This is a genomic window from Bradyrhizobium sp. HKCCYLRH3059, assembly GCF_051168035.1.
Classification (GTDB): domain Bacteria; phylum Pseudomonadota; class Alphaproteobacteria; order Rhizobiales; family Xanthobacteraceae; genus Bradyrhizobium.
This window is the reverse complement of record NZ_JBNPUF010000009.1, coordinates 87999-107113: the sequence shown is the minus strand read 5'-3', so window position 1 is coordinate 107113 and position 19115 is coordinate 87999. Positions and strand designations below refer to the sequence as shown.

Sequence of the window (19115 nt, the reverse complement as noted above, 5' to 3'; positions counted from 1 at the left end):
GCATAGGCCAGCTCAGGCTGCGAGCGATAGTCCCGCCATCATCAGGCCGATTGCGGCGACCCAGCCACCGACTGCGCGCACCGCGATCCCGCGCCAGCTCGATGCCGGCTCGGTCTCGGGACGCCTGAAGGTGACCGCCAGCGCCATCACGAGGGTGATGGTGACGTAGCCCGCACTGGCGAGACCGGCGGCGTAGAGGAGGCGGTCGGTCTGCGGCACGAGCTCGCCGGCATTGGCGGCGCCGCGCATCACGCCGAGCACGAATGCAATCACGCTCAGCAGGACCACGGGAATGCGCAAGGCCGCCGCCAGCAGCAGCCCGAGAATCAGAATGGTCGCGGCATCGCCGAGTGGAGACACCGCCGTTGCGCCAGAGCCGGCGGCGAGTGCAAGCCCCGTGCACAAGCCGAGCGGGAACACCACGACGAGCCAGCGTCCGCTCGCCGTACCGAGCGAGCCGGCCAGCAACCCGAGGGCGACCCAGACCACGACGTCCTGCAGCGCGAGCAGCGGGTGCAGGGCGCCGGCGTAGAAGTCGCCGAGCCGGGCCGACACGATATGGGCATCAGCGAGCTGCGCTTGCGTCAGCAGCAGCGCCGATGCGAGCAGGGCGGTCCGGCGGTACGTGCTCATGCCGCGACTCCGAGGCTCGCGACCAGGAAGTAGCCGCCGAGCGCGGCGATGGCTGCTCCGACGCCTTGGATGATGCGCTCGCCGCCGGGCCAGCGCGCGAGCGCGCCGATGGTGATGCCGCAGGCGTGGAGAAGACCGGTCGCGACCACGAAGCCGCAGCCATAGGCCAGGGGATTTGCCGCCGTCGGAAGCTCGACGCCGTGCGCGTGGCCGTGAAAGATGGCGAAGATCGCAACGATGATGGCCGCAACTGCAAACGGGACACGGATGCGGATCGCGACCGCGAGCCCGAGCACCAGCGCCGACAGCGCGATGATGAGCTCCGGGACGGGCAATCCGACCTTGAGGATTCCCAGGATGGCCCCGAACGCCATCACCAGCGGGAAGACGACCGGCAGGATCCAGATCGCCGCGCCGCCGAGCTGCGCGCCCCAGATGCCGACTGCAACCATCGCGACCAGATGATCCAGCCCCGTCAAGGGATGCAGCAGGCCGCTGGCCAGCCCGCCGCCGACGCCCGTCTGCTCGTGGGCAAGGCTCGGATTCGCTGTCAGCAGCGAGAGCAGCGCCGCACCCAACACGGCGTGCAGGAGTTTGCGCGCGATCATGTTCGTCCCATTCGTCATCATGCGGCCGCCAGAACCCGCACCAGGCGGCCCAGGAACCAGAACATCGATACCGAGCCGATTGCATAGGCCGGCAGCTCGGCGCCCCAGCGCGGCAGCGCCGCGCCGAGGCGGCGATGTGCCCAGATCAGCGCCAGCACCAGCAGCACGAACAGGACCTGTCCGATCTCGACGCCGACATTGAAGAAGAGCAATGCCGCAGGCAGGATCCGTCGTTCGAGCCCGAGGCCTGCGAGCGCACTGGCGAAGCCGATGCCGTGCACCAGACCGAAGCTGAAAGCGACGGCCCATGGGTAGCGGGCGGTCAGCCCGATCTCGCCGCGCTGCTGTTTGACGATCTCGACGCCGACAAACACGATGCTGAGCGCGATGCAGGCGTTGAGCGGCCCTTCGGCGACACCGATCCATCCGAACGCCGTTGCGGCCAGCGAGGCGCTATGGCCGATCGTGAAAGCCGTGATCGTCTTGAGCAGGCGCCAGCCGCCTTGGACGATCCAGATCAGCCCGAGCACGAACAGCAGATGATCGGCGCCGAGCAGGATGTGGTCAATGCCGAGATTGACGTATGTCTTGGCGAGCTCGAGCCAGGTGTCGAGCGTCGGCGCATCGGTGCCCAGCACGGTCACGACCGGATTGGCCGCAGAGATCGTGTAGCTGCGCGTCTCTCCAGCGAGCGACGTCACGCGGATGATGGCGGCCGACATGTCCTCGCCGAGATTGGCGATCGTCATCTGCCCGACGAGGCCCTTGTCGCCGCAATTGAGCTCCGGCAGGCGCAGGTAGCAATGCGGGGGCATCTTGAGATCGATGCGGTTGACGCCATCCTTCGGCAAGGTCGTCCATCGCCCGATATACGCGCCGGGGCGCATCTCGCGAAACTCGAGCACGGCGATCGTCGCCTGATGCGCAGCCGCCGGCCGCCCGGGCAGCAGCGCTGCGAGCGCGAGCACGATGGCGATCAGGGCGCGCGCGCCGGTCACGGCTCGTACCTGATCGTGTAGTTGGCCTTGAGCCGGCTCACCGCCTCCCAGGCCCGTTTCCGTGTCTCTTCGGTGTGCCAGATCTTGGCCGCCTCGGCGCGGATGTCCTCGAGCTTCGCCGGAGCGCCCGGCTTCCGGGCGTCGAGACGAACCACGTGCCACCCGTCCTTCGACTGCAGCAGGGTCCATTCCTGGAGGGGCGCCTTGAGCAGGCCGTCGTTGAAGCCGTCGCCGAAGCCGGCGGCCAGGCTCGGCACCGGTCGGTCGAGAATCGCGCGCGTCTGATCGCGCAGCTCCTCGGATTCGCGCTGCTCGCGAATGTCGTCCAGATAGCGCCGCGCCGTCGCCTCGTCGCTGGGTGGCGTCATGAAGAAGCTGACACGCTCGGGCTCGTCGAACCGGGCATGATTGTCGGCGAACCAGGCGCGCAACTGCTCCTCGCTCGGCTGTGGCACGCGCACCTGATCGAAGATCAGATATTGCAGCTTGAACGCGACACGGTCGCGGATCATCTCGTCGCCGCGGTCGACGCCGAGCGTCTTGCCTTCCCGATAGAGGATTTCGCTGGCGACCCAGGCCTCGACCATCTTCTGCAGCTCGGCCTCGCTCGGGGTCCGCTGCTTGTCCTCGTCGAACGTGTCGATGAAGGACTGGCGCAGGGCCTTGGTCACGGTGATGACCTTCTCGTCCTTCGCCGGCGGGTGGATGATGGCATCGGCCGCGAAGATCAGGCCACCGAGAACGAGGAAGTGCAGGAGTGGCTCCCTGCTGAGCCCGCGCAGGGCGGTCACGGATGATGATCGCGCAGGGGAAGAGCTGTTGCCATCTTGCTGATTGGAGCGTGCAGAGGCGCTCTCGAAGGTCTGCGCCGCATTCGACATGGCAGGGGCTGACATACGTTCTTTACAACTCGGACCGCGCTCGTTGCGCGGCGCGTATATGCAACGGCACACTTGCCGTTGTCACCGGGCAAACGTCAGTGTCACAAAAATTTCGCAACGACGGCGGACCGCGATGTTCGTGGGGAGGACGCCAGCAAAAATAAATCCTTCAACAAACTGTCTCCGAGTTTTGGTTTGGTCGCGCCGCGAATGACGACGGCGCATCGGTCGCGTTGTCATCTCGGTTTGGAGATCGATCGAATTCTTTAGGGGCGACGATAATGGTTCCATCTACCAAGACAATCCTGCTGACAGCGGCCTCGGTCTCGCTGGCCCTGTCACAGAGCGCCGACGCTGGGGAGCGTTGGGGGGAAACGACCAAGAACAATCCGTATGTCGCGGGCGACATGCACAACCACAACACCTGCACCGACGGTTCGGTTGCTGCCGGCTATGCGATCGACCGCTCGGTCGGCAAAGGCACCGCGGCGGCTGGCGGCAACAATTTCGATCTCGACTGGTTCACGCTCGGCAACCACGGCGGTTCGGGCAACCGCGATTGCCGCTTCAGCGATGCGAGCGCCAACATCCCGGGCGACAATACGACGACGTATTGGAGCCAGACGCTCGGGAAGACCATCGACGGCATTACGATCACCAGTCTGAAGGGCACGCCGAACGGCACCGATACCGGCGCCAAGATGTGGCGCTGGCAGTCGATCAAAGAGATCGAGTACCCAACCATCGTCAATCGCACCGCGACCTACAACAAGGTGCTGGTCGAGGGCCTGGAGTGGATCCTGCCCGGTCACGAGCATGGCGACGTCGCCGTGATCGCCGGCCAGAGCCCGCGCGGTTACGGCAATGCCGACAAGATGGCCGAGTTCGAATATCGCTTCGACCGCGCCGACACCGACGCCATCGGTCCGGTCGATGCCAGCAACAACCCGGTCTGGGCCGGCAAGGACAATGTCAACAATTCCGGCACGGCCGGTCACCAGAAGGCCGTCGCCGGCATCGCCTGGCTGCAGGCGAACCACCCGCTGCAATCCTATGCTGTGCCGACCCATACCGAGCGGCAGGGACCGTTCAATCCGAACGGCTCGGCCGGCTACAACATCGAGCACTTCCGTGACTTCAACAACGCCGGCCCGACGGTCGCGTTCGGCATCGAAGCCCCGGGTCATATGGCCGAGGGCGGCGTGAACGGCGGCTCGGGCTCCTATGGCTCGGGCGCAGTCGGCGGCGGCACCTACGGCATGCAGGGCGTCTACACCGCCAAGGTCGGCGGGCTGTGGGACGGTCTGCTCGGCGAAGGCCGCAACTTCTTCCTGTTCCAGAGTTCGGACTGGCACAGCCGCGGCGTCTATGGCGCGCGCGATCCCGGCACGACGGCGGACTTCATCCCCGGCGAGTACACCAGGCTGTACGTGCCGAACGAGCGGCGCTTCTCCCAGCAGTCGATCATCGACGGCATGCGCTCGGGTAATTCCTACTCGGTCAACGCCGACATCATCGGCTCCGACATGGAGTTCCGTGCGAAGGGTGAGTGGGACGACGACTGGAAGACGATGGGCGAGACGCTCGTCGTGCGCCCGGGCGAGAAGGTCACGCTCGAGATGGAGATGACCGTTCCGGCCTCCAACAACAGCCCGTACGGCTTCAACAACCCGCTGCTGCTGCCGGTCGGCATCAAGCAGCCGTTGAACAAGCCCTATCTCGACCACGTCGATCTGATTACCGGCGACATCACCGGTCCGATCGCGCCGGGCGCCCCTGGCTATGCGGTGGCCAATGCCAAGGGTGTCGATGGTGCGGCCATCGTCTACAACCCGTCGGCCAAGATCGCGAAGCAGATCCAGGCGACTAAGATGCGGAGCCACAAGCTGCGCGACGGTTCGACCCGCCTCAGCTTCACGACCACCTTCATCGCCGGCCAGACACCGTTCTACATCCGCGCCCGCGGCACCAACATCCCGCCGGCGACTCCGAACGTGTCCGACAGCGCCGGCAATCCGCTGCTCGATGCCAACAACGCCACCGTCAGTTGCACAGATCCGGCATGTCCCTCGCACCTCGGCACGGTCGGCGGCGTCAAGAAGGTGACCAACGACGTGCAGGCCTGGTCGAACGTCTGGTTCTACGCGAACCCGATCTTCGTCCGAACCTACAGCACGCCCAAGCTGCTGGTCGAAAAGAATCAGGAGCTGGCCCGCAAGCTGGCTCACGAGCATCACCACTGGCACGATTGGGACCACTGGGGTCACTGGGGCCACTGGGGTCGCTGGGCGTTCAACCGCGACTGATTGATCGGCACCAATCCGGCGGGACATATCGTCCCGTCGGATCCTGCTCACTCCGAGCGCCAGTTTGCGAACCGGCGCTTCGTCTTTGAAACCTGCTTTTCCCTGGGGTTCGTCGAGGTGATGTCGCGTCTGTCCGCCGTGAGTCTCGCCGTTCTAGTCCTCACGATCGCAGTCGCATCGGCGCATGACGAGGAGCCGACGCAGGAGGTCTGCGACGCCGCAGTGGCGGAGGCCCGCGCACAGGCGGCGACCCTGCCGGCGGACGACGTGTCGCGTTATTTCGCCGAGCGGGACATTCAGCAGGCGCTGGTCGAGGCCGGCAATGGCGAGTTCGATGATTGTGTCGAGAAGGCCGAGAGGGCCGTGCTGGAAGTGCGCGACCGGCCCCACAGCCTGAGGCCCGGCGAGCGGCTCAACATTCTCAGTGCCGACGAAATGCCGACGCGCTGACGGGCGCGCACCGCGTCTCCACTCTCGTCATCCGGCTGTCATGCAAGTCGGCAAATTGTCGGTCCCGTTGCGGCGCGTGCAAGGCCTTGAGACATGGACCAGATCGAAGCTCTTTTTCCGATACCGTTGTTGCGTTCGCCTGGGCTCTTGAGCGCCGAGCTCAAGGACGCGGCGGTGGCAGCCATCCGCAATTCGAAGATCGAGAACAACCTGCGATCCGGACAACTGTTCCACACCGAGGTCGCCGATCCCCGCGCCAATAATCTGTTTCAGACCATCGCCGAGCTCGCCGTGCCCAAGCTGATCGATTTCGGCGAGCTGCTGTTCGGCGAGAAGCTGCGCTGGACGGTCAAGGAGATGTGGACGAACATGCTGGAGACCGGCGGCAACCAGACCCTGCACGCCCACGCCAACAGCTTCATCTCCGGCATCTTCTATCTGACGCCGTCTCACCCCGGCAGCCGCACCGTGTTCGTGCGGCCGCCCGGCGGCAGCGACTTCTCGTTCCGCCATCATACGCGCAGCGCCGCGGTCGGCCCGTTCAATGCCGGCAAATACGTGCTGCCGGAGGCGGAGCCCGGCGATCTCGTGCTGTTCCCAAGCTATCTCTACCACGAGGTGCCGCGCAATCAGGGCGACCAACGTATCACGATCGCTTTCAACGCGATTCCTGATCATCTGGATTGCTGGGGCTACCGCGTCAGCTTCGCGTCCTGACGCTCTATCGTTCGAACTCGCGCGACAGCAGGTCGCGCGCTTCGCGTCGCGACGGCGCGGCGGAGTCGATTGCCCGAAGCAGGCGTTCAGCAGCCGCGCGATCCGATGCAAGCAGCGCTTTTGCCATGCTCATCAGCGGCGCATAGGCCGGCTCGAACTCGGCGCTGGCGCGAATGGAATCGAGGAGACCGGGCGCGGCGGCTGCGATGAGCGCCGGCCCGCGTGGTTCGCCGGTCAGCGCCGCGCCGACCTGGATGAATTGGTTGCGGGCCCGCCAATAGGCGCCGAGTCGTTGCTCCCACATTCCGCGTTTCGAGTCTTCCAGCAAATCGGCCGCGTCGGTCTTTGTCTGGCTCAGGACCGTCAGCAGCAATTGCCATGGGGCCGCCGAGAGAGCGTGGACGTTGCTGCGCGCGTCGAACGTGACGAATGGGAAATCGTCGGTGTTGCGCGGTCCCGGACCGGCGAAGCTCGTGAGCGCTTTCGCGCCGGCGACATACTGGCCCAGAAGGTCGATCGGCTGATCGAAGCCGAGCGGTTGAATGATCGGGTGAAGCTTCCGGTCGGAGAACCGTGCGGCGACGAGTTCGGGGTCGATCGGGCTCGGGGTGCCTGATCCGATCAGAGCCAGCATCGGCGTGCGCACGCTGTAATGGTTCAGCCAGGCGGACCCTTGTGGAAAGACTGCGAGAAAGCTCCTGATGATCGCACGCAGCGACGGCGCATCGAGCTGATAGAGCGGCAGCCACTGGCAGAACACGCCCTCGGCCGCCAGTCGCCGCTTGACGGCCGCGAAATGTTCGACCGTGTACAGCGCGCCGCTGCCATCGAGCGCCGGGTGGAACAGGTCGGCCACGATCACGTCGTAGCGTCCGTCATCGGCGATGACGAAGCGCCGGGCATCGGCAACGGAGATCGGCGGCCTTTCCTTCTCGGCCGCGGGGTTGTCGAACCAGGGCAGCAGCGCGACGACTTCGGAAGAGAGTTCGACCGCGCGCACGTCGAGATCCGGCATCTGCGCTGCGCCGAGCACGGTCGCGCCGGTGCCGACACCGAGGAAGAGGGCCTTGCGCGGCGCTGGATGCAAGAGCAACGGCAGCATGGCTTGGCGGAAATCGGATCGGACCGAACTGGTGCCGCCCATGCGGAAGTGGCCGTTCACCTCGAGATAGCGTGCTCCTGAGGCGTCGTCGACGACGCTCGCGGTCGCCATCGGTCCCTCGCGCACGGCCAGAAGCTTGCCGCCCGGCGGGACCCTGATGAGCAGCGGGGCGGGAAGCCACAACAGCGCGAGTGCAAGCAGAGCGGGCGCCGCCGCCCAGCGCAGCGCAGCGCGTCGGGGCTGCAGCAGCAGAAGATATCCGACGGCAACGAGGACCAATGCTCTCCAAGTGCCGAAAGCGGGAATCAGCAGCTGTGCCGCGACCAGCGGCGCAATGGCTGCGCCGAGGCTGTTGATGCCGACGGCCCAGCCGACCGATCCCCTGACGTTGCGGACATCCTGCATGAGCTGGCCGAACAAGGCGCCCATCGCCATCGCAGGCAACAGGAACAGCGCCAGCGCAATGCCGAGCTCGCCGACGACGCCGAGGCTTGCAGCGCTGTCAGCGAGGCCGCCCAGCAAGGGCGTCACGAGCGCCGTGCCGAGGCAGACGAGCGCGGTGCCGCTGATCAACGCGGTTCTGCCGAGCGCAACCCTCGGCCCGACGCGCTGCCAGATCATGCCGCCCATCGCGGTGCCCAGCAGGTAGGCCGCCAGCAGACAGGCGAAGCTGTAGACCGTGTCCTGCATCATCTGTGCGGCCAGGCGCACGACCAGGACTTCGAACGCGATGCCGAGCAGGCCGGTGACGAACAGGGTTCCTGTCAGGCGGAGGCCGGCGACAGCACGCCTGCGATCGTCGCGCGCGCGAGCGTCGACCTGCGGGGCTCGGCCGAGGCGAAGCGCTGCGAGCGCGCAGGCCGCGTTGACGGCTGCCAGGCAAAGCAGCGTCGCCGACAATCCGAGCGCGGGGATCAGCACGAAGGTGGACAGCAGCGTGCCGGCGACGGCGCCGGCGGTGTTCGCGGCGTAGACGCCGGCGCTGACGGGCCGCGTGCCATGCGCCGCGGACGTCATGCGTTCCAGCGCGGTCAGCGTCCCGCCCATCGCCACCGTCGCCGGCAACAGCACCAGCGTCGGCAGCAGGAAGCTCGCGCTCCACAACAAGACGGGGGAAGGCGCCGTGCCGAGCAGCGGCGCGAGGGCGCGCGCGCACGCGGGAAGCAGCCAGACCGCACACAGCCCCCACAGGCCGATGACCGTTTCGAGGACGGCATACACCCGGTGCGGATTGGCGGCGCGGCGGATCCGGCCATCGAGGATGAAGGCGCCCACCGCCAGCCCGGCAAAAAATCCTGCGATGGCGCCGAGCACGGCCATCATCTCCGTGCCCAGGGCGAGGGCGAGCTGGCGCGTCCAGACGATCTCATAGCCCAGCCCGGCGAGGCCGGATGCTGCAATCAGCAGCTTCAGCGTTCTCAGCCGAGCCATGCTCTGGCGGGCGACGAGATCGACGCCGGAAGACCGGACGCCTTGCTTCTCCGCGACCAGATCATTGTCGCGCGGGTCTGCGTGGCGTGCCTCGGTCAAGATCTGGTACCTGCAATTCCCGTGATCGGTCTTCGGATGCAGCGCGCCGTGCGGGATACTGCTCCGGGCGCGGGATCAAGCTCGGCTGCATGGGCCGCCAAGGTCGAGATCGTTTCCTTGTGTTCGTGTTTCGTGACGGTGGTTTGACAGAAGCTGTGGGAGCACGCGGCTCGGCGCAGATGGTTGTATCGCATGAGACCCGTCAGGGAGCGATGACCAGACGCAGCCGCGATCTGCGGAACGTTGTGGTTGAATTCGGGAAACCATCGATCCTCTCCGATCTGGCATTGTTGTGCTGCGCACGAAAAACGGGTCGAAATCGGTGGAAACCAGTGTAAATGCGCGGTGATCGGGTGGCTCTGGTACACTTCTAATGGCTGATGTCTCGAATAAAACAGTGGAATCAACGTCTTGGCGCTTCTCCGTCGCGCCGATGATGGATTGGACCGATCGGCATTGCCGGGTGTTCCATCGGCTGCTGTCGCGCCGGGCGCTGCTCTATACCGAGATGGTCACGACCGGTGCCGTGATACATGGCGACCGCCAGCGGCTGCTCGGCTTCGATCGAAGCGAGCATCCGGTGGCGCTGCAGCTCGGCGGCTCCGATCCCGGCGATCTCGCGACGTCAGCCAAGATCGGCGAGGAGTTCGGCTACGATGAGATCAATCTCAATGTCGGCTGCCCGTCGGACCGGGTGAAGGACGGCCGCTTCGGGGCCTGTTTGATGGCCGAGCCTGCGCTCGTCGCCGCCTGCGTCGCCGCGATGAAGCACGCCGTTCGCATTCCCGTCACGGTGAAGTGCCGCATCGGCATCGACGATCAGGATCCGGAAATCGCACTCGATATGCTGGCGGACGCGGTCGTCGACAGCGGCGCAGACGCGCTGATCGTGCACGCGCGCAAGGCGTGGCTGGACGGCTTGTCGCCGAAGGAGAACCGTGACGTCCCGCCGCTCGACTACGACAGGGTGTACCGGCTGAAGGCGAGGCTGCCGCACGTGCCCGTCATCATCAATGGTGGCATCGGCAGCATCGAAGCTGCGCAAGGTCATCTCGCGCATGTCGATGGCGTGATGCTCGGGCGAGCGGCCTATCAGGAGCCGTGGCGGCTGCTCGATGTCGATCCCGTCCTGTTCGGCGACGTCGCGCCGCATCGAACCATGAAGGGCGCATTGGCGGCGTTCGAGCCGTACATCGCGCGCCAGCTCGGGCAGGGCACGCGGCTGCACGCGATCACGCGGCATCTCGTCGGCGCCTATCACGCGGTGCCCGGCGCACGCGCGTTCCGCCGCCATCTCGCCGAGCGCGGCGTCAAGCCGGGCGCCGGCATCGAGGTGCTGCGCGAGGCGGTCGCGATGGTCGAGGAGCGCCCTGCGGTTGCTGCGCTGGCCTGAGCGGCTCAGGCCAGCGGCGGCAGTTCGACAACGGCCTGTCGCGCGACCGGATTGCAGGCTGCCACGAGGCTCAGCCCCTCAGCTGCGATCGGGAAAGCCGTGCAGCATCAGCCGGTCGGAGCGCACTTCCCAGCGCTCCAGCCGGTCGAGGAAGCTCATGCCGAGCAAGTTGGTCTTCATCTGGCCGTGCGGTACCACCAGCGCCGGAACCGAGCGTTCCACCAGTTTGCCGATCGCGAGCCGGTCCAAGGTCAATCGCGCCGCCTTGGTGTGGCCGCCAGCGGTCTCGACGTCGACGTCGTAGGCGAGCAGTTCGAGCGGCAGGCCTGCGGCCTTGGCGGTCTCGTAGGTCAGAACCACCGATGTGGCGCCGGTGTCGACCACCATCGGCGCGGTGACGCCGTTGATCTTGGCGCGCAACGCGAACTCGCCGCCTCTGGTGCGCTCGATCTCGACCGCGTTGGTCGGAGGACTCGCCTTGGCCCTGAGCGCGCGGCTGCGCAGAACCTCCGACACTGTGTCGCTCGCGAGCGCCGCCTGCTCGGGATCCTTGTAGACGATCACGGCGCCCGCGGTGAGCACCATGGTGACGAAAACGAGCACGACCTTGTTCATGCCGCGCCTCCCGTCGGCACGGAGGCGCTCAGTCGCGCCGACGCGCCAGCGCGGGCAGGCCGGCGTCGTGCATGCGGGACGGCAGCCCGTCCATCAGCGCCAGCCGCTCGTCGGTCGACATGCGGCCCCAGCGGGCGATCTCCGGCAGCGTGCGTCCGCAGCCGAAGCAGAGTTTCGTCTTGGGGTCGATCATGCAGACGGCGATGCAGGGCGTATCCTGGCTCATGGCGCGAGTTTGAAAGGTTCTGCCACTGTCGTGCAAGTGCAATCATCTCACAGTCCCGTTCCGGCATTCATGATCGGCTTGCGCACCCGGCGCTTCTCCTGAGCGGGGGCGATCGCATGCTCCGGCTGCAATGGCGGTGCCTCGTCCGACAGCGGAGCGAGCGCCGACATCACCCGCTCCGGCGGGAAGGTGACGATCACCTCGGTGCCGATGCGGACCTTCGATTTCAGCGTGAACGTGCCACCATGCATCTCGATCAGATTCTTGGCGATGGGCAAGCCTAGTCCCGCGCCCTGTTCGGCCGACTTGATCGAGTTGGAGCCCTGGCCGAACGACGCGAGCACGATCGGAATCTCGTTCTCGGGGATGCCCGAGCCGGTGTCCTTGACGCTGAGATATTGTCCGCCCGAGGCCGTCCAGCCAGCCTTCAGCCAGATGTCGCCACCCTGCGGCGTGAACTTGATGGCGTTGGAGAGCAGGTTGAGCACGACCTGGCGGATCGCGCGCTCGTCGGCCCACAGCCGCGGCATCTTCTGCTCGAACACCTCGTGAATGGTGATGCCGCGGCTCGTTGCGCGCAGCTTCAGCAAATGGTGGCAGTCGGCGATCACGTGCACCAGCGCCACGGCTTCCTCGTTCAGCTCGTAGCGGCCGGCCTCGATGCGCGAGAGATCGAGGATCTCGTTGATGAGGTTGAGCAGGTGGACGCCCGAATTGTGGATGTCGGCCGAATATTCCTTGTAGACCGGCACCGCATGGACGCCGAAGATCTCGCTCTTCATCACCTCGGAAAAGCCGAGGATGGCGTTCAGCGGCGTCCGCAGCTCATGGCTCATCTGCGCAAGGAAGCGCGACTTGGCGACGTTGGCGGCCTCCGCGCGGTAGCGTGCCTCGTCGGAGATCGCCTTGGCCTGCTCGAGTTCGCCGATCAAGGCGTCCTTCTCGGCGCGCGCTTCGAGCGTGGCCAGCGTCGTCGCATGCAGCTGATGGGCGAGCAGCACGAAGTAGCCTTCGGCGGCGACGGCGAACCCGGCGAGCAGGTAGTTGTCGAACGTGCCCGACAGCGCGAGGCTGAGGGTGATGGCGACCGTCATCGGTGCGGTGACGGCGACGGCGGCGACGGGCAGGTTGGCGGCGAGCATGCTCGAGACCGCGATCACCAGCAGCATCAGGAACATCATCAGCGTGCCCGACACCGCCGCGAGCGCCGGATGGATCAGGATCGCCATCCAGCAAACGCCGTAGAGCAAGTCGAGCAGCACGAAGCGCGTGCGCCAGCGCCGCGTCGCCGCCAGCGACGGCTGGTCGGCGAGGAAGTTCGAGCAGTTGCGCACGATCGCGGCATGAATGCAGAGCACGCCGAGCGTCCATGCGCCAGCCGCGATCGTATGCAGCCAGACGCTGAGCATCAGGCCGGTTGCGACCACCAGCAGCACGACGATGTAGGAGGCGGAGATGCGGGTCTGTGCGTATTGGCGCAGCAGCTCGCGATCGAAGGCCGGACGTGTTCCCGACGTCGACGTTAACCGGTCGCGCGCCTCGCGCACCCGCTGCTGCGCGGCCCGGCGCTGGCTTGCTGGTGCAAGCGCCGGCGGATCTGCCGGAAGCTCGACGACCTCAGGCTTTTCAGCGGGTTTACTCATCAAACAACACAAATCCTGCCCGCGAGGTACGGGCTGCTTTCTGCATTGTCTATAACTGGGCCCAAATCCTTAAGACGGATTATAGACAACGAAAAATTTGCGTTAACCGCGCGTTAAATTAACGATTGTGGCGAGGCTCAGCGGAGCTGCATTCGCAGGCGGCGCCAGCCGATCACCACGCCCGTGATGCTGAAGACGAGGCCGATCGCGCAGAGGCCGACGATGAGAACCGTGCGCAGCGCCGCATGGGCGAGCAGGGCCGGAAAGTCGAGCGTGTGCAGCGCCTGATAGAGCCACCGATAGGCGCGTCGGGACGGATCGAGCTTCTCGAGCACCGCGCCGGACGCGGCGTCGACATGATACCAGGTGTCGCCGCAGATCACGCGATGGACCGGCGCGCCCGGCACATCGGAGACGAACGGATAGTCGTCGCCCGGCTCGACTTCGGTCGAGCGCCCGCAATCGCCGCGCAGGCGCGACACCGCGGCATTGACGTCGGCCGGCTGCAGGAAACGGCCGACGATGCGTGCTGATGCGCCGTCCAGCACCGAAATCTGCTGCTGGCTCGGCGCGCGCCGGGTGCGCTGATAGAGGCGGCCGCCGAAGGCGAACCACTCGATCTCGCGGACCTCGCCATGCACCGCCGCGAGCGCCGCCGTCGCCAGGCCGGTCCAATCCGGTGCGCCGACGAGAATGGCTTGCTCGGACGGCGTCAGATGGCCGGTCGCAAATAGCCTGCCATGGTCCATCGACAGCCAGCCGCTGACCATCCAGGTCAGCACGAACTGCATGCAGATCAGGCCGGCCCAATGATGCCAGAGGTGCCAGCCGTGGTAGCGCGAGCACAGCCGCGCCTTCCGATATCTCAGCCGCATCGGGCCGAGCAGCGCGCCGCTCACGGCGGCGATGACCGCCGCGAGCGACAGCCACCACACGACGGCGTTCCAGGCCGCCCAGTCCTTGCGCAGGACGGTCGGATAGATCCAATGGACGACGCTGCCGACGTAGTTCCAGGCGCGTTCGGACCGTGTCGTGTCGAGCACGACCTCGCCGGTGATCGAGGACACGTAGAGTTCGGTGCCATTGGGATCGTTGAGCGCGATCCGGTGCAGCGGACGATGCACGTCGAAACGGTTCGGCACCGTCCATTGGTCGTAGTGCTCCAGTGAGGCGATGGTGGCGCCATCGGCCTCGAGCCCGCGCCGCCGGGCTGCCGTGCGCGCGATCGACAGCACGAGGTCGGGGGCGCTCACATCGGCCGCGGCCAGCGTGTCTGCACGAATGGCCGCGCTGCGGCCGGCGGCCGAGATGACATAGACCGGACCATCCACGCGCTGCATCAGCCGGATGCGGTCGGGATGATCGATGCCACCTGCGACGAGGGCCTCCGCGGGACCGTGCAGCGACAGGGCGGTGTCGAGCACGGGCAGCGCGGCGAAGCGCTCGCTCTCGGTCTGCGCCGGGAACGGCACGTAGTGCATCACGATCCCGGTCGCGAACCACAGCACGAACAGCGGACCCAGCGGGATGCTCAGCCAGCGGTGCGTGAGGATCAGCGCCCGGATCATGCGGCCATCAGAACTTGAACGAGGCTTCGACCTCGTAGGTGCGGGGCGCGCCGAGGAAGATCTGGTCGGGATAGAACGGATCGCTCCAAGCCGCATAACGTTTGTCGGCAACGTTGCGGACGCGGAAGGCGAGCCGCGTGCTGGTCGCGGTGGCGAACAGCGGCACCCTCGGCAGGTCGACGAACGCGAACAGATCGGCGGTGGTGTAGGCGAGCAGTTTCACCGTGTTGGCATCGGTGCTCCAGCGATCGCCCACGTGGCGCACGGAGAAACCAAGCTCGACCGGCCACCAGCCGGGATTGAGGAAGCGGTAGGAGCCGCCGCCATTGACGATGACGGCGGGAATGTTGGGCGGCGTGTTGCCCGAGAACGAGCCGCCGCCGGCGAGATCATAATCGGCATAGCGGGCGCGGACATAGGCGACGTTGCCCCAGAGCCTGCTCTCGGGTGTCGGCCGCACGGCGGCTGCGACCTCGATGCCCTGAGATTTCACCTTGCCGGCCAGGTTGAGCTGCTGGCCGGCCTGGGCGCTGTAGACGTTTTTGCGTTCGATGTCGAAGGCGGAGAAGGTCCACTCCGCACGGCCGTTCCACGCGAGCTGCTTGACGCCGGTCTCATAGCTGCGGGAGTCCGAGAGCGTGAGGTTCTGGGTCGGACTCAGCAGGAAGATGCTGTCGGCGGAGATGTCGGTGGCGGTCGCATATTGGCTGTAGAAGGTGGTGCCCGGGAACACTTCCCAGGTGTAGCCGATGCGGCCCGTGACCGGCTGCCAGCTCTTCGAGTAGGGGAAGCTGCTCTTCACGACGCCGTTCTTGTCGATCGAGTTGCGGTCGAGCGAGAACGGGTTGTAGCGCAGGCCGCCGACCAGCGCGAAATTGTTGGTGAGCTTCAGCCGGTCTTCGAGATTGAGTGCCACGCTGTCGATGGTGGCGGTCTGCAACTGCGTTCCGAGCGGGCCGTAGACGCCTCGGTCGAAGCCGGTCAGCGGAATGCTGTCACCCGGGAAGATCGCCGCGCCAGGCCGCGTGAAGTCGGTATGCGAGCTTTCCACCGCTGTCACGAGCCGGTTGGCCAGACCGAACAGGTTGGCGTTCCAGGTGAGGTCGGTGGTGTTGCCGACCATGTTGTGGTTGTGGTGGACGAAGAACCGCTCGCGATCGACGGTGTTGGTGGTCGCGTTGAACGCCGAGACCTCGTTGTTGTACCAGTCGCGGCTGGCGTTGTAGTTGTAGACTTGGCTCCGCAGCCTGACGTCGTTGCTCAGGTCCCATTCGAACCCGCTGCGGACCCACGATTCCTTGATCGTCTTGTGGCCGTCGACCACGTTGTAGTTGGTCGACAGCGTGCGGCCGTCGATCGTGACGGCGCCGAGATCGGTGCCGTTGTAGGCCGACACCTTGGTGCCTGAGACGATGCCGCTGGTCGCGTTGGCGCCGCTGAAGGTGACCGGCACCAGCGGCGTGCCCTCATAGGGCTTGGCCTTGTAGTCCTTGAACTCGGCGGCAAAGAAGGTCTTGAAGCTGTCGGACAGCCGGTAGTCGAGCTGGCCTGAGACATGGATATTCTTGAACTCGGTGTCGTCGATGAAGCCGACCTCCCTGGTCCGGCTGATGTCGAAGCGATAGTCCAGGCCCTTGACGGTCGTGCTGCCGCCCGAGCCGAAGCCGCTGCGGAACGTGCCGCGCTGGTCGAAGCCGACGAAGGCTTCGCTCTCGATCGGGCCGGTGTGCGGGGTCTTGGTCACGAAATTGACGGTGCCGCCGACCGCGCCCTGGCCCGAGATCAGCGAGGAGGGGCCCTTGAGAAACTCGACCCGGTCGAGGTTGAACGTCTCCATCGTCAGCGCGGTGAAGCCGGTCGGGCCGATGTTGATGCCGTTGTAGAGCACGTTGACCTGATTGCCCTGGAAGCCGCGCATCGCGAAGCCGACATCGTTCGGGGCATCACCCGCGCTGACGCCGGCGGCGCCTTTCACCGCGTCGACGGTCGTGTGGTAGCCCTGCTCACGCAGCGTCTCGGCGCCGACCACCTCGATCGAGGCCGGCAGCTCGCGTACGGTGAGGCCGAGCCGGCTCCCGCTCGCGGGCGTCGCATTGCCGTTGAGCGGCGTGGTGGCCGCCGTGTTGGACGAAGGCCGCGTCGGCGCTGCTGCGGGCGTGGGCGCGGCCATGCGCCGGGACGCCGGAGGTGTGGTCCGACGGGCGGCTTGGGTCGAGGAGGGCGCGCGGCCGGCCGCCGGGCGCTGCCGCGGCGCATCGACCGTCACGTCCGGCAGCAGGGTGTCTGCGGCGGCCTGCCTCCCGTCCGGAGGGGAGGTCTGTTGGGCATAAGCCGCCGGCACCGCCGACCAGCCTGCCACCAGCAGCCCCGCAAGCGATATCGGACCCCAGACGTCGCGCGCGCTCATTCCGCTCCCCATCGCAGCAGCCGGCTTCCGGCCATCTGCGCCCCCAGCCAACGTTCATGATCACCACGACGAGAGTTAGCCCAGCCCAATGGATATCTAATGTTATAACATTACATATCCATCTTTCTCTGAGTGGGTGTCTCGATCGGGCAACACATGCGAACGATTAGCGATTGCAAGGGGTATCAGCGAGTCGCAGATGGCGCAATGGCGCCCGTCCGCGGCGGACGTATCCCGCCGCGTGTCTGCGGCAATACATGGGGGAAGGCAGATGAGCCGGGGCCTGCCAAGGTCCCGGATCGGAAATCTGCCGCCGCAGCACACGCGCAGCGGCAGATCGATCAGTCGGAGAGCGGCGGGATCACTTCTCCAGGCGGGCCAGCAGGCTCGACGTGTCCCAGCGCTTGCCGCCGAGCTTCTCGACCTCGGAATAGAACTGGTCGACCAGCGCGGTCACCGGCAGATGGGCGCCGTTGCGGCGCGCTTCGCTGAGGCAGATCGACAGGTCCTTGCGCATCCATTCCACCGCAAAACCAAAGTCGTATTTGCCGTCGTTCATGGTCTTGTAGCGGTTCTCCATCTGCCAGGACTGGGCGGCGCCCTTGGAGATGGTCTCGATGACAGCGGGAACGTCGAGGCCGGACTTCTTCGCGAAATGGATACCCTCGGACAGGCCCTGCACGAGGCCGGCGATGCAGATCTGGTTGACCATCTTGGTCAGCTGGCCGCTGCCGGCCGGTCCCAGCAGCTTGCACATCCGGGCATAGGCCGCGATCACCGGCTCGGCGCCGGCATAGGCGTCGGCGGTGCCGCCGCACATCACCGTCAGCACGCCGTTCTCGGCGCCGGCCTGGCCGCCGGACACTGGCGCGTCGATGAATTTGAAGCCGGCCTTGGTGGCTGCGGCGTCGAGCTCACGTGCCACTTCAGCCGAGGCGGTGGTGTGGTCGACGAAGGTCGCGCCCTTCGCCATGCCGGCAAATGCGCCGTCCGGGCCGATCGTGACCGCGCGCAGGTCGTTGTCGTTGCCGACGCAGCACATCACGAAGTCCTGGCCTTCCGCGGCCTGCTTCGGCGTGGGGGCTGCCTTGCCGCCGAACTTGTCGGCCCATTCCTTCGCCTTGGCCGCGGTACGGTTGTAGACCGTGACCTCGTGACCGCCCTTCTTCACGAGATGTCCTGCCATGGGGAAACCCATGACGCCGAGACCGATGAAAGCGACTTTAGCCATATGAGCTACCTTGACCTTGGGGTTCTGCCGACAGCCTTGAGAGGGCCGGGCTGTTCTTGAAAGGAACACATCAGCATCCGGCGCGGGTCGCGGCGGTGCTGGACGCCGCACCATAACGGCTTGAGAGGCGGGGGCAACGGCTTCGTGACGGATGCGAAAGCGGCGCCGCGTGCTAAAGAGGCATCATCATGACGGCTTGCAAAGCCGTCATCGCGCAACGAAATCCAGTCAACCAACGAACCAGCCAGGGGAGTGTCTCGCATGGGCGTCAGCGTCGGCGTGCTCGATCATTTCAACATCCGGACCCGCAACCTCGCCGAGACGGTCCGCTTCTATGAAGACGTGCTCGGGCTGGAGAACGGCGCCCGGCCGAACTTCGCCTTTCCTGGCGCCTGGATGTACAGCGAGGGCCGCCCGGTGGTGCACCTCGTCGACATCTCGCCGACCTCAGAGGCACAGAAGCCGGACTCCGGCGTCGTCCACCACGTCGCCTTCGTCAGCCGCGGCTTCGCCGGCATGAAGGCGCGGCTCGCCGCCAAGGGCATGCCGTTCGAGGCGCGGCAGGTGCCGGGCGGGGAGCTGTGGCAGATCTTCGTGCGCGACCCCAACGGCGTGATGATCGAGCTCAATTACGAGGCAGCGAAGGAGCGGGCCGAGGATGCGCCGGTCGAGACCGCCTCCGACATCGGAACCATGGTGGCGTTTTGAGCCGGTCGGCCTTATGAAGCAGCGCAACGCAGGGCCGGAGCGGTACCGTCGCAGACGACGGAAGATCATGTCCGGCCAACAGGATAGGGCGCGACGATG

16 protein-coding genes are annotated in these 19115 nt (G+C 66.1%); 5 read left to right on the top strand and 11 right to left on the bottom strand.

The window, feature by feature from the left end:
• Window positions 1-12: 12 nt before the first annotated feature.
• Genes ACQR13_RS26465 through ACQR13_RS26450 form a run of 4 tightly spaced genes read right to left on the bottom strand, consistent with a single transcriptional unit; the run spans window position 13 to window position 3120 of the window.
• Window positions 13-633 carry a HupE/UreJ family protein gene (locus ACQR13_RS26465; protein ID WP_434863397.1) on the bottom strand — a complete coding sequence of 207 codons (621 nt, stop codon included), beginning with the start codon at window positions 631-633 and terminating at the stop codon, window positions 13-15.
• Window positions 630-1241: a HupE/UreJ family protein gene (locus tag ACQR13_RS26460; protein ID WP_315752557.1), complete on the bottom strand. Its 612-nt coding sequence runs from the start codon at window positions 1239-1241 to the stop codon at window positions 630-632. The genes ACQR13_RS26465 and ACQR13_RS26460 overlap by 4 nt, the downstream gene beginning before the upstream one ends.
• Window positions 1242-1258: 17 nt before the next feature.
• Entirely contained in the window at window positions 1259-2239 is a 981-nt protein-coding gene (locus tag ACQR13_RS26455) for a HupE/UreJ family protein (RefSeq protein WP_434863396.1), read from the bottom strand.
• Window positions 2236-3120, bottom strand: coding sequence for a peptidyl-prolyl cis-trans isomerase (locus tag ACQR13_RS26450; RefSeq protein ID WP_434863413.1), 885 nt, complete (start codon window positions 3118-3120; stop codon window positions 2236-2238). Before ACQR13_RS26450 ends, ACQR13_RS26455 begins: the two co-directional genes overlap by 4 nt.
• 281 nt (window positions 3121-3401) lie before the next feature.
• On the opposite strand from ACQR13_RS26450, the gene ACQR13_RS26445 reads away from it, so the two are divergent.
• From ACQR13_RS26445 to ACQR13_RS26435, 3 genes are all read left to right on the top strand, one after another.
• Window positions 3402-5426, top strand: a complete 2025-nt coding sequence (locus ACQR13_RS26445; protein WP_434863395.1) for a hypothetical protein — start codon at window positions 3402-3404, stop codon at window positions 5424-5426.
• Window positions 5427-5546: 120 nt separating this feature from the next.
• Complete coding sequence (locus ACQR13_RS26440) at window positions 5547-5876, top strand: hypothetical protein (protein ID WP_315717488.1); 330 nt, start codon at window positions 5547-5549, stop codon at window positions 5874-5876.
• Between the two features lie 93 nt (window positions 5877-5969).
• Entirely contained in the window at window positions 5970-6593 is a 624-nt protein-coding gene (locus tag ACQR13_RS26435; protein WP_315752560.1) for a 2OG-Fe(II) oxygenase family protein, read from the top strand.
• Between the two features lie 4 nt (window positions 6594-6597).
• Here ACQR13_RS26435 and ACQR13_RS26430 read toward each other — a convergent pair whose 3' ends face one another.
• Window positions 6598-9225, bottom strand: a complete 2628-nt coding sequence (locus ACQR13_RS26430; protein ID WP_434863394.1) for a spermidine synthase — start codon at window positions 9223-9225, stop codon at window positions 6598-6600.
• A gap of 373 nt (window positions 9226-9598) precedes the next feature.
• Between ACQR13_RS26430 and dusA the strand changes: the two genes are divergently transcribed.
• Complete coding sequence (gene dusA / locus ACQR13_RS26425) at window positions 9599-10618, top strand: tRNA dihydrouridine(20/20a) synthase DusA (protein ID WP_434863393.1); 1020 nt, start codon at window positions 9599-9601, stop codon at window positions 10616-10618.
• 78 nt (window positions 10619-10696) lie between these two features.
• Here dusA and ACQR13_RS26420 read toward each other — a convergent pair whose 3' ends face one another.
• The 6 genes from ACQR13_RS26420 to ACQR13_RS26395 form a co-directional block, all read right to left on the bottom strand.
• Window positions 10697-11233 (bottom strand): TIGR02281 family clan AA aspartic protease, encoded by a 537-nt coding sequence (locus tag ACQR13_RS26420; protein ID WP_315717625.1) that lies wholly within the window; start codon window positions 11231-11233, stop codon window positions 10697-10699.
• 28 nt (window positions 11234-11261) lie between these two features.
• The gene (locus ACQR13_RS26415) at window positions 11262-11459 is read right to left on the bottom strand and encodes a DUF1289 domain-containing protein (protein ID WP_315717626.1); all 198 of its coding nucleotides are present in this window, start codon (window positions 11457-11459) and stop codon (window positions 11262-11264) included.
• Between the two features lie 47 nt (window positions 11460-11506).
• Entirely contained in the window at window positions 11507-13102 is a 1596-nt protein-coding gene (locus ACQR13_RS26410) for a sensor histidine kinase (protein ID WP_315717627.1), read from the bottom strand.
• A gap of 137 nt (window positions 13103-13239) precedes the next feature.
• Complete coding sequence (locus ACQR13_RS26405; protein ID WP_316226526.1) at window positions 13240-14670, bottom strand: PepSY domain-containing protein; 1431 nt, start codon at window positions 14668-14670, stop codon at window positions 13240-13242.
• Window positions 14671-14677: 7 nt separating this feature from the next.
• On the bottom strand, window positions 14678-17077 hold the full coding sequence (locus ACQR13_RS26400) for a TonB-dependent receptor domain-containing protein (protein ID WP_434863392.1): 2400 nt from the start codon (window positions 17075-17077) through the stop codon (window positions 14678-14680).
• 361 nt (window positions 17078-17438) lie between these two features.
• Entirely contained in the window at window positions 17439-18308 is an 870-nt protein-coding gene (locus ACQR13_RS26395) for an NAD(P)-dependent oxidoreductase (protein WP_315717630.1), read from the bottom strand.
• Between the two features lie 261 nt (window positions 18309-18569).
• Here ACQR13_RS26395 and ACQR13_RS26390 point away from each other — a divergent pair, with 261 nt between their 5' ends.
• Window positions 18570-19016 (top strand): VOC family protein, encoded by a 447-nt coding sequence (locus ACQR13_RS26390; RefSeq protein ID WP_315827817.1) that lies wholly within the window; start codon window positions 18570-18572, stop codon window positions 19014-19016.
• Window positions 19017-19115: the final 99 nt, after the last annotated feature.

Coding starts and splice junctions, on each gene's coding strand:
- ACQR13_RS26415 (WP_315717626.1), bottom strand. CDS start 11,459: ATGAGCCAGGATACGCCCTGCATCGCCGTCTGCATGATCGACCCCAAG.
- ACQR13_RS26390 (WP_315827817.1), top strand. CDS start 18,570: ATGGGCGTCAGCGTCGGCGTGCTCGATCATTTCAACATCCGGACCCGC.
- ACQR13_RS26465 (WP_434863397.1), bottom strand. CDS start 633: ATGAGCACGTACCGCCGGACCGCCCTGCTCGCATCGGCGCTGCTGCTG.
- ACQR13_RS26395 (WP_315717630.1), bottom strand. CDS start 18,308: ATGGCTAAAGTCGCTTTCATCGGTCTCGGCGTCATGGGTTTCCCCATG.
- ACQR13_RS26400 (WP_434863392.1), bottom strand. CDS start 17,077: ATGAGCGCGCGCGACGTCTGGGGTCCGATATCGCTTGCGGGGCTGCTG.
- ACQR13_RS26445 (WP_434863395.1), top strand. CDS start 3,402: ATGGTTCCATCTACCAAGACAATCCTGCTGACAGCGGCCTCGGTCTCG.
- ACQR13_RS26460 (WP_315752557.1), bottom strand. CDS start 1,241: ATGATCGCGCGCAAACTCCTGCACGCCGTGTTGGGTGCGGCGCTGCTC.
- ACQR13_RS26405 (WP_316226526.1), bottom strand. CDS start 14,670: ATGATCCGGGCGCTGATCCTCACGCACCGCTGGCTGAGCATCCCGCTG.
- ACQR13_RS26450 (WP_434863413.1), bottom strand. CDS start 3,120: ATGTCGAATGCGGCGCAGACCTTCGAGAGCGCCTCTGCACGCTCCAAT.
- ACQR13_RS26420 (WP_315717625.1), bottom strand. CDS start 11,233: ATGAACAAGGTCGTGCTCGTTTTCGTCACCATGGTGCTCACCGCGGGC.
- ACQR13_RS26410 (WP_315717627.1), bottom strand. CDS start 13,102: ATGAGTAAACCCGCTGAAAAGCCTGAGGTCGTCGAGCTTCCGGCAGAT.
- ACQR13_RS26435 (WP_315752560.1), top strand. CDS start 5,970: ATGGACCAGATCGAAGCTCTTTTTCCGATACCGTTGTTGCGTTCGCCT.
- ACQR13_RS26440 (WP_315717488.1), top strand. CDS start 5,547: ATGTCGCGTCTGTCCGCCGTGAGTCTCGCCGTTCTAGTCCTCACGATC.
- dusA (WP_434863393.1), top strand. CDS start 9,599: ATGGCTGATGTCTCGAATAAAACAGTGGAATCAACGTCTTGGCGCTTC.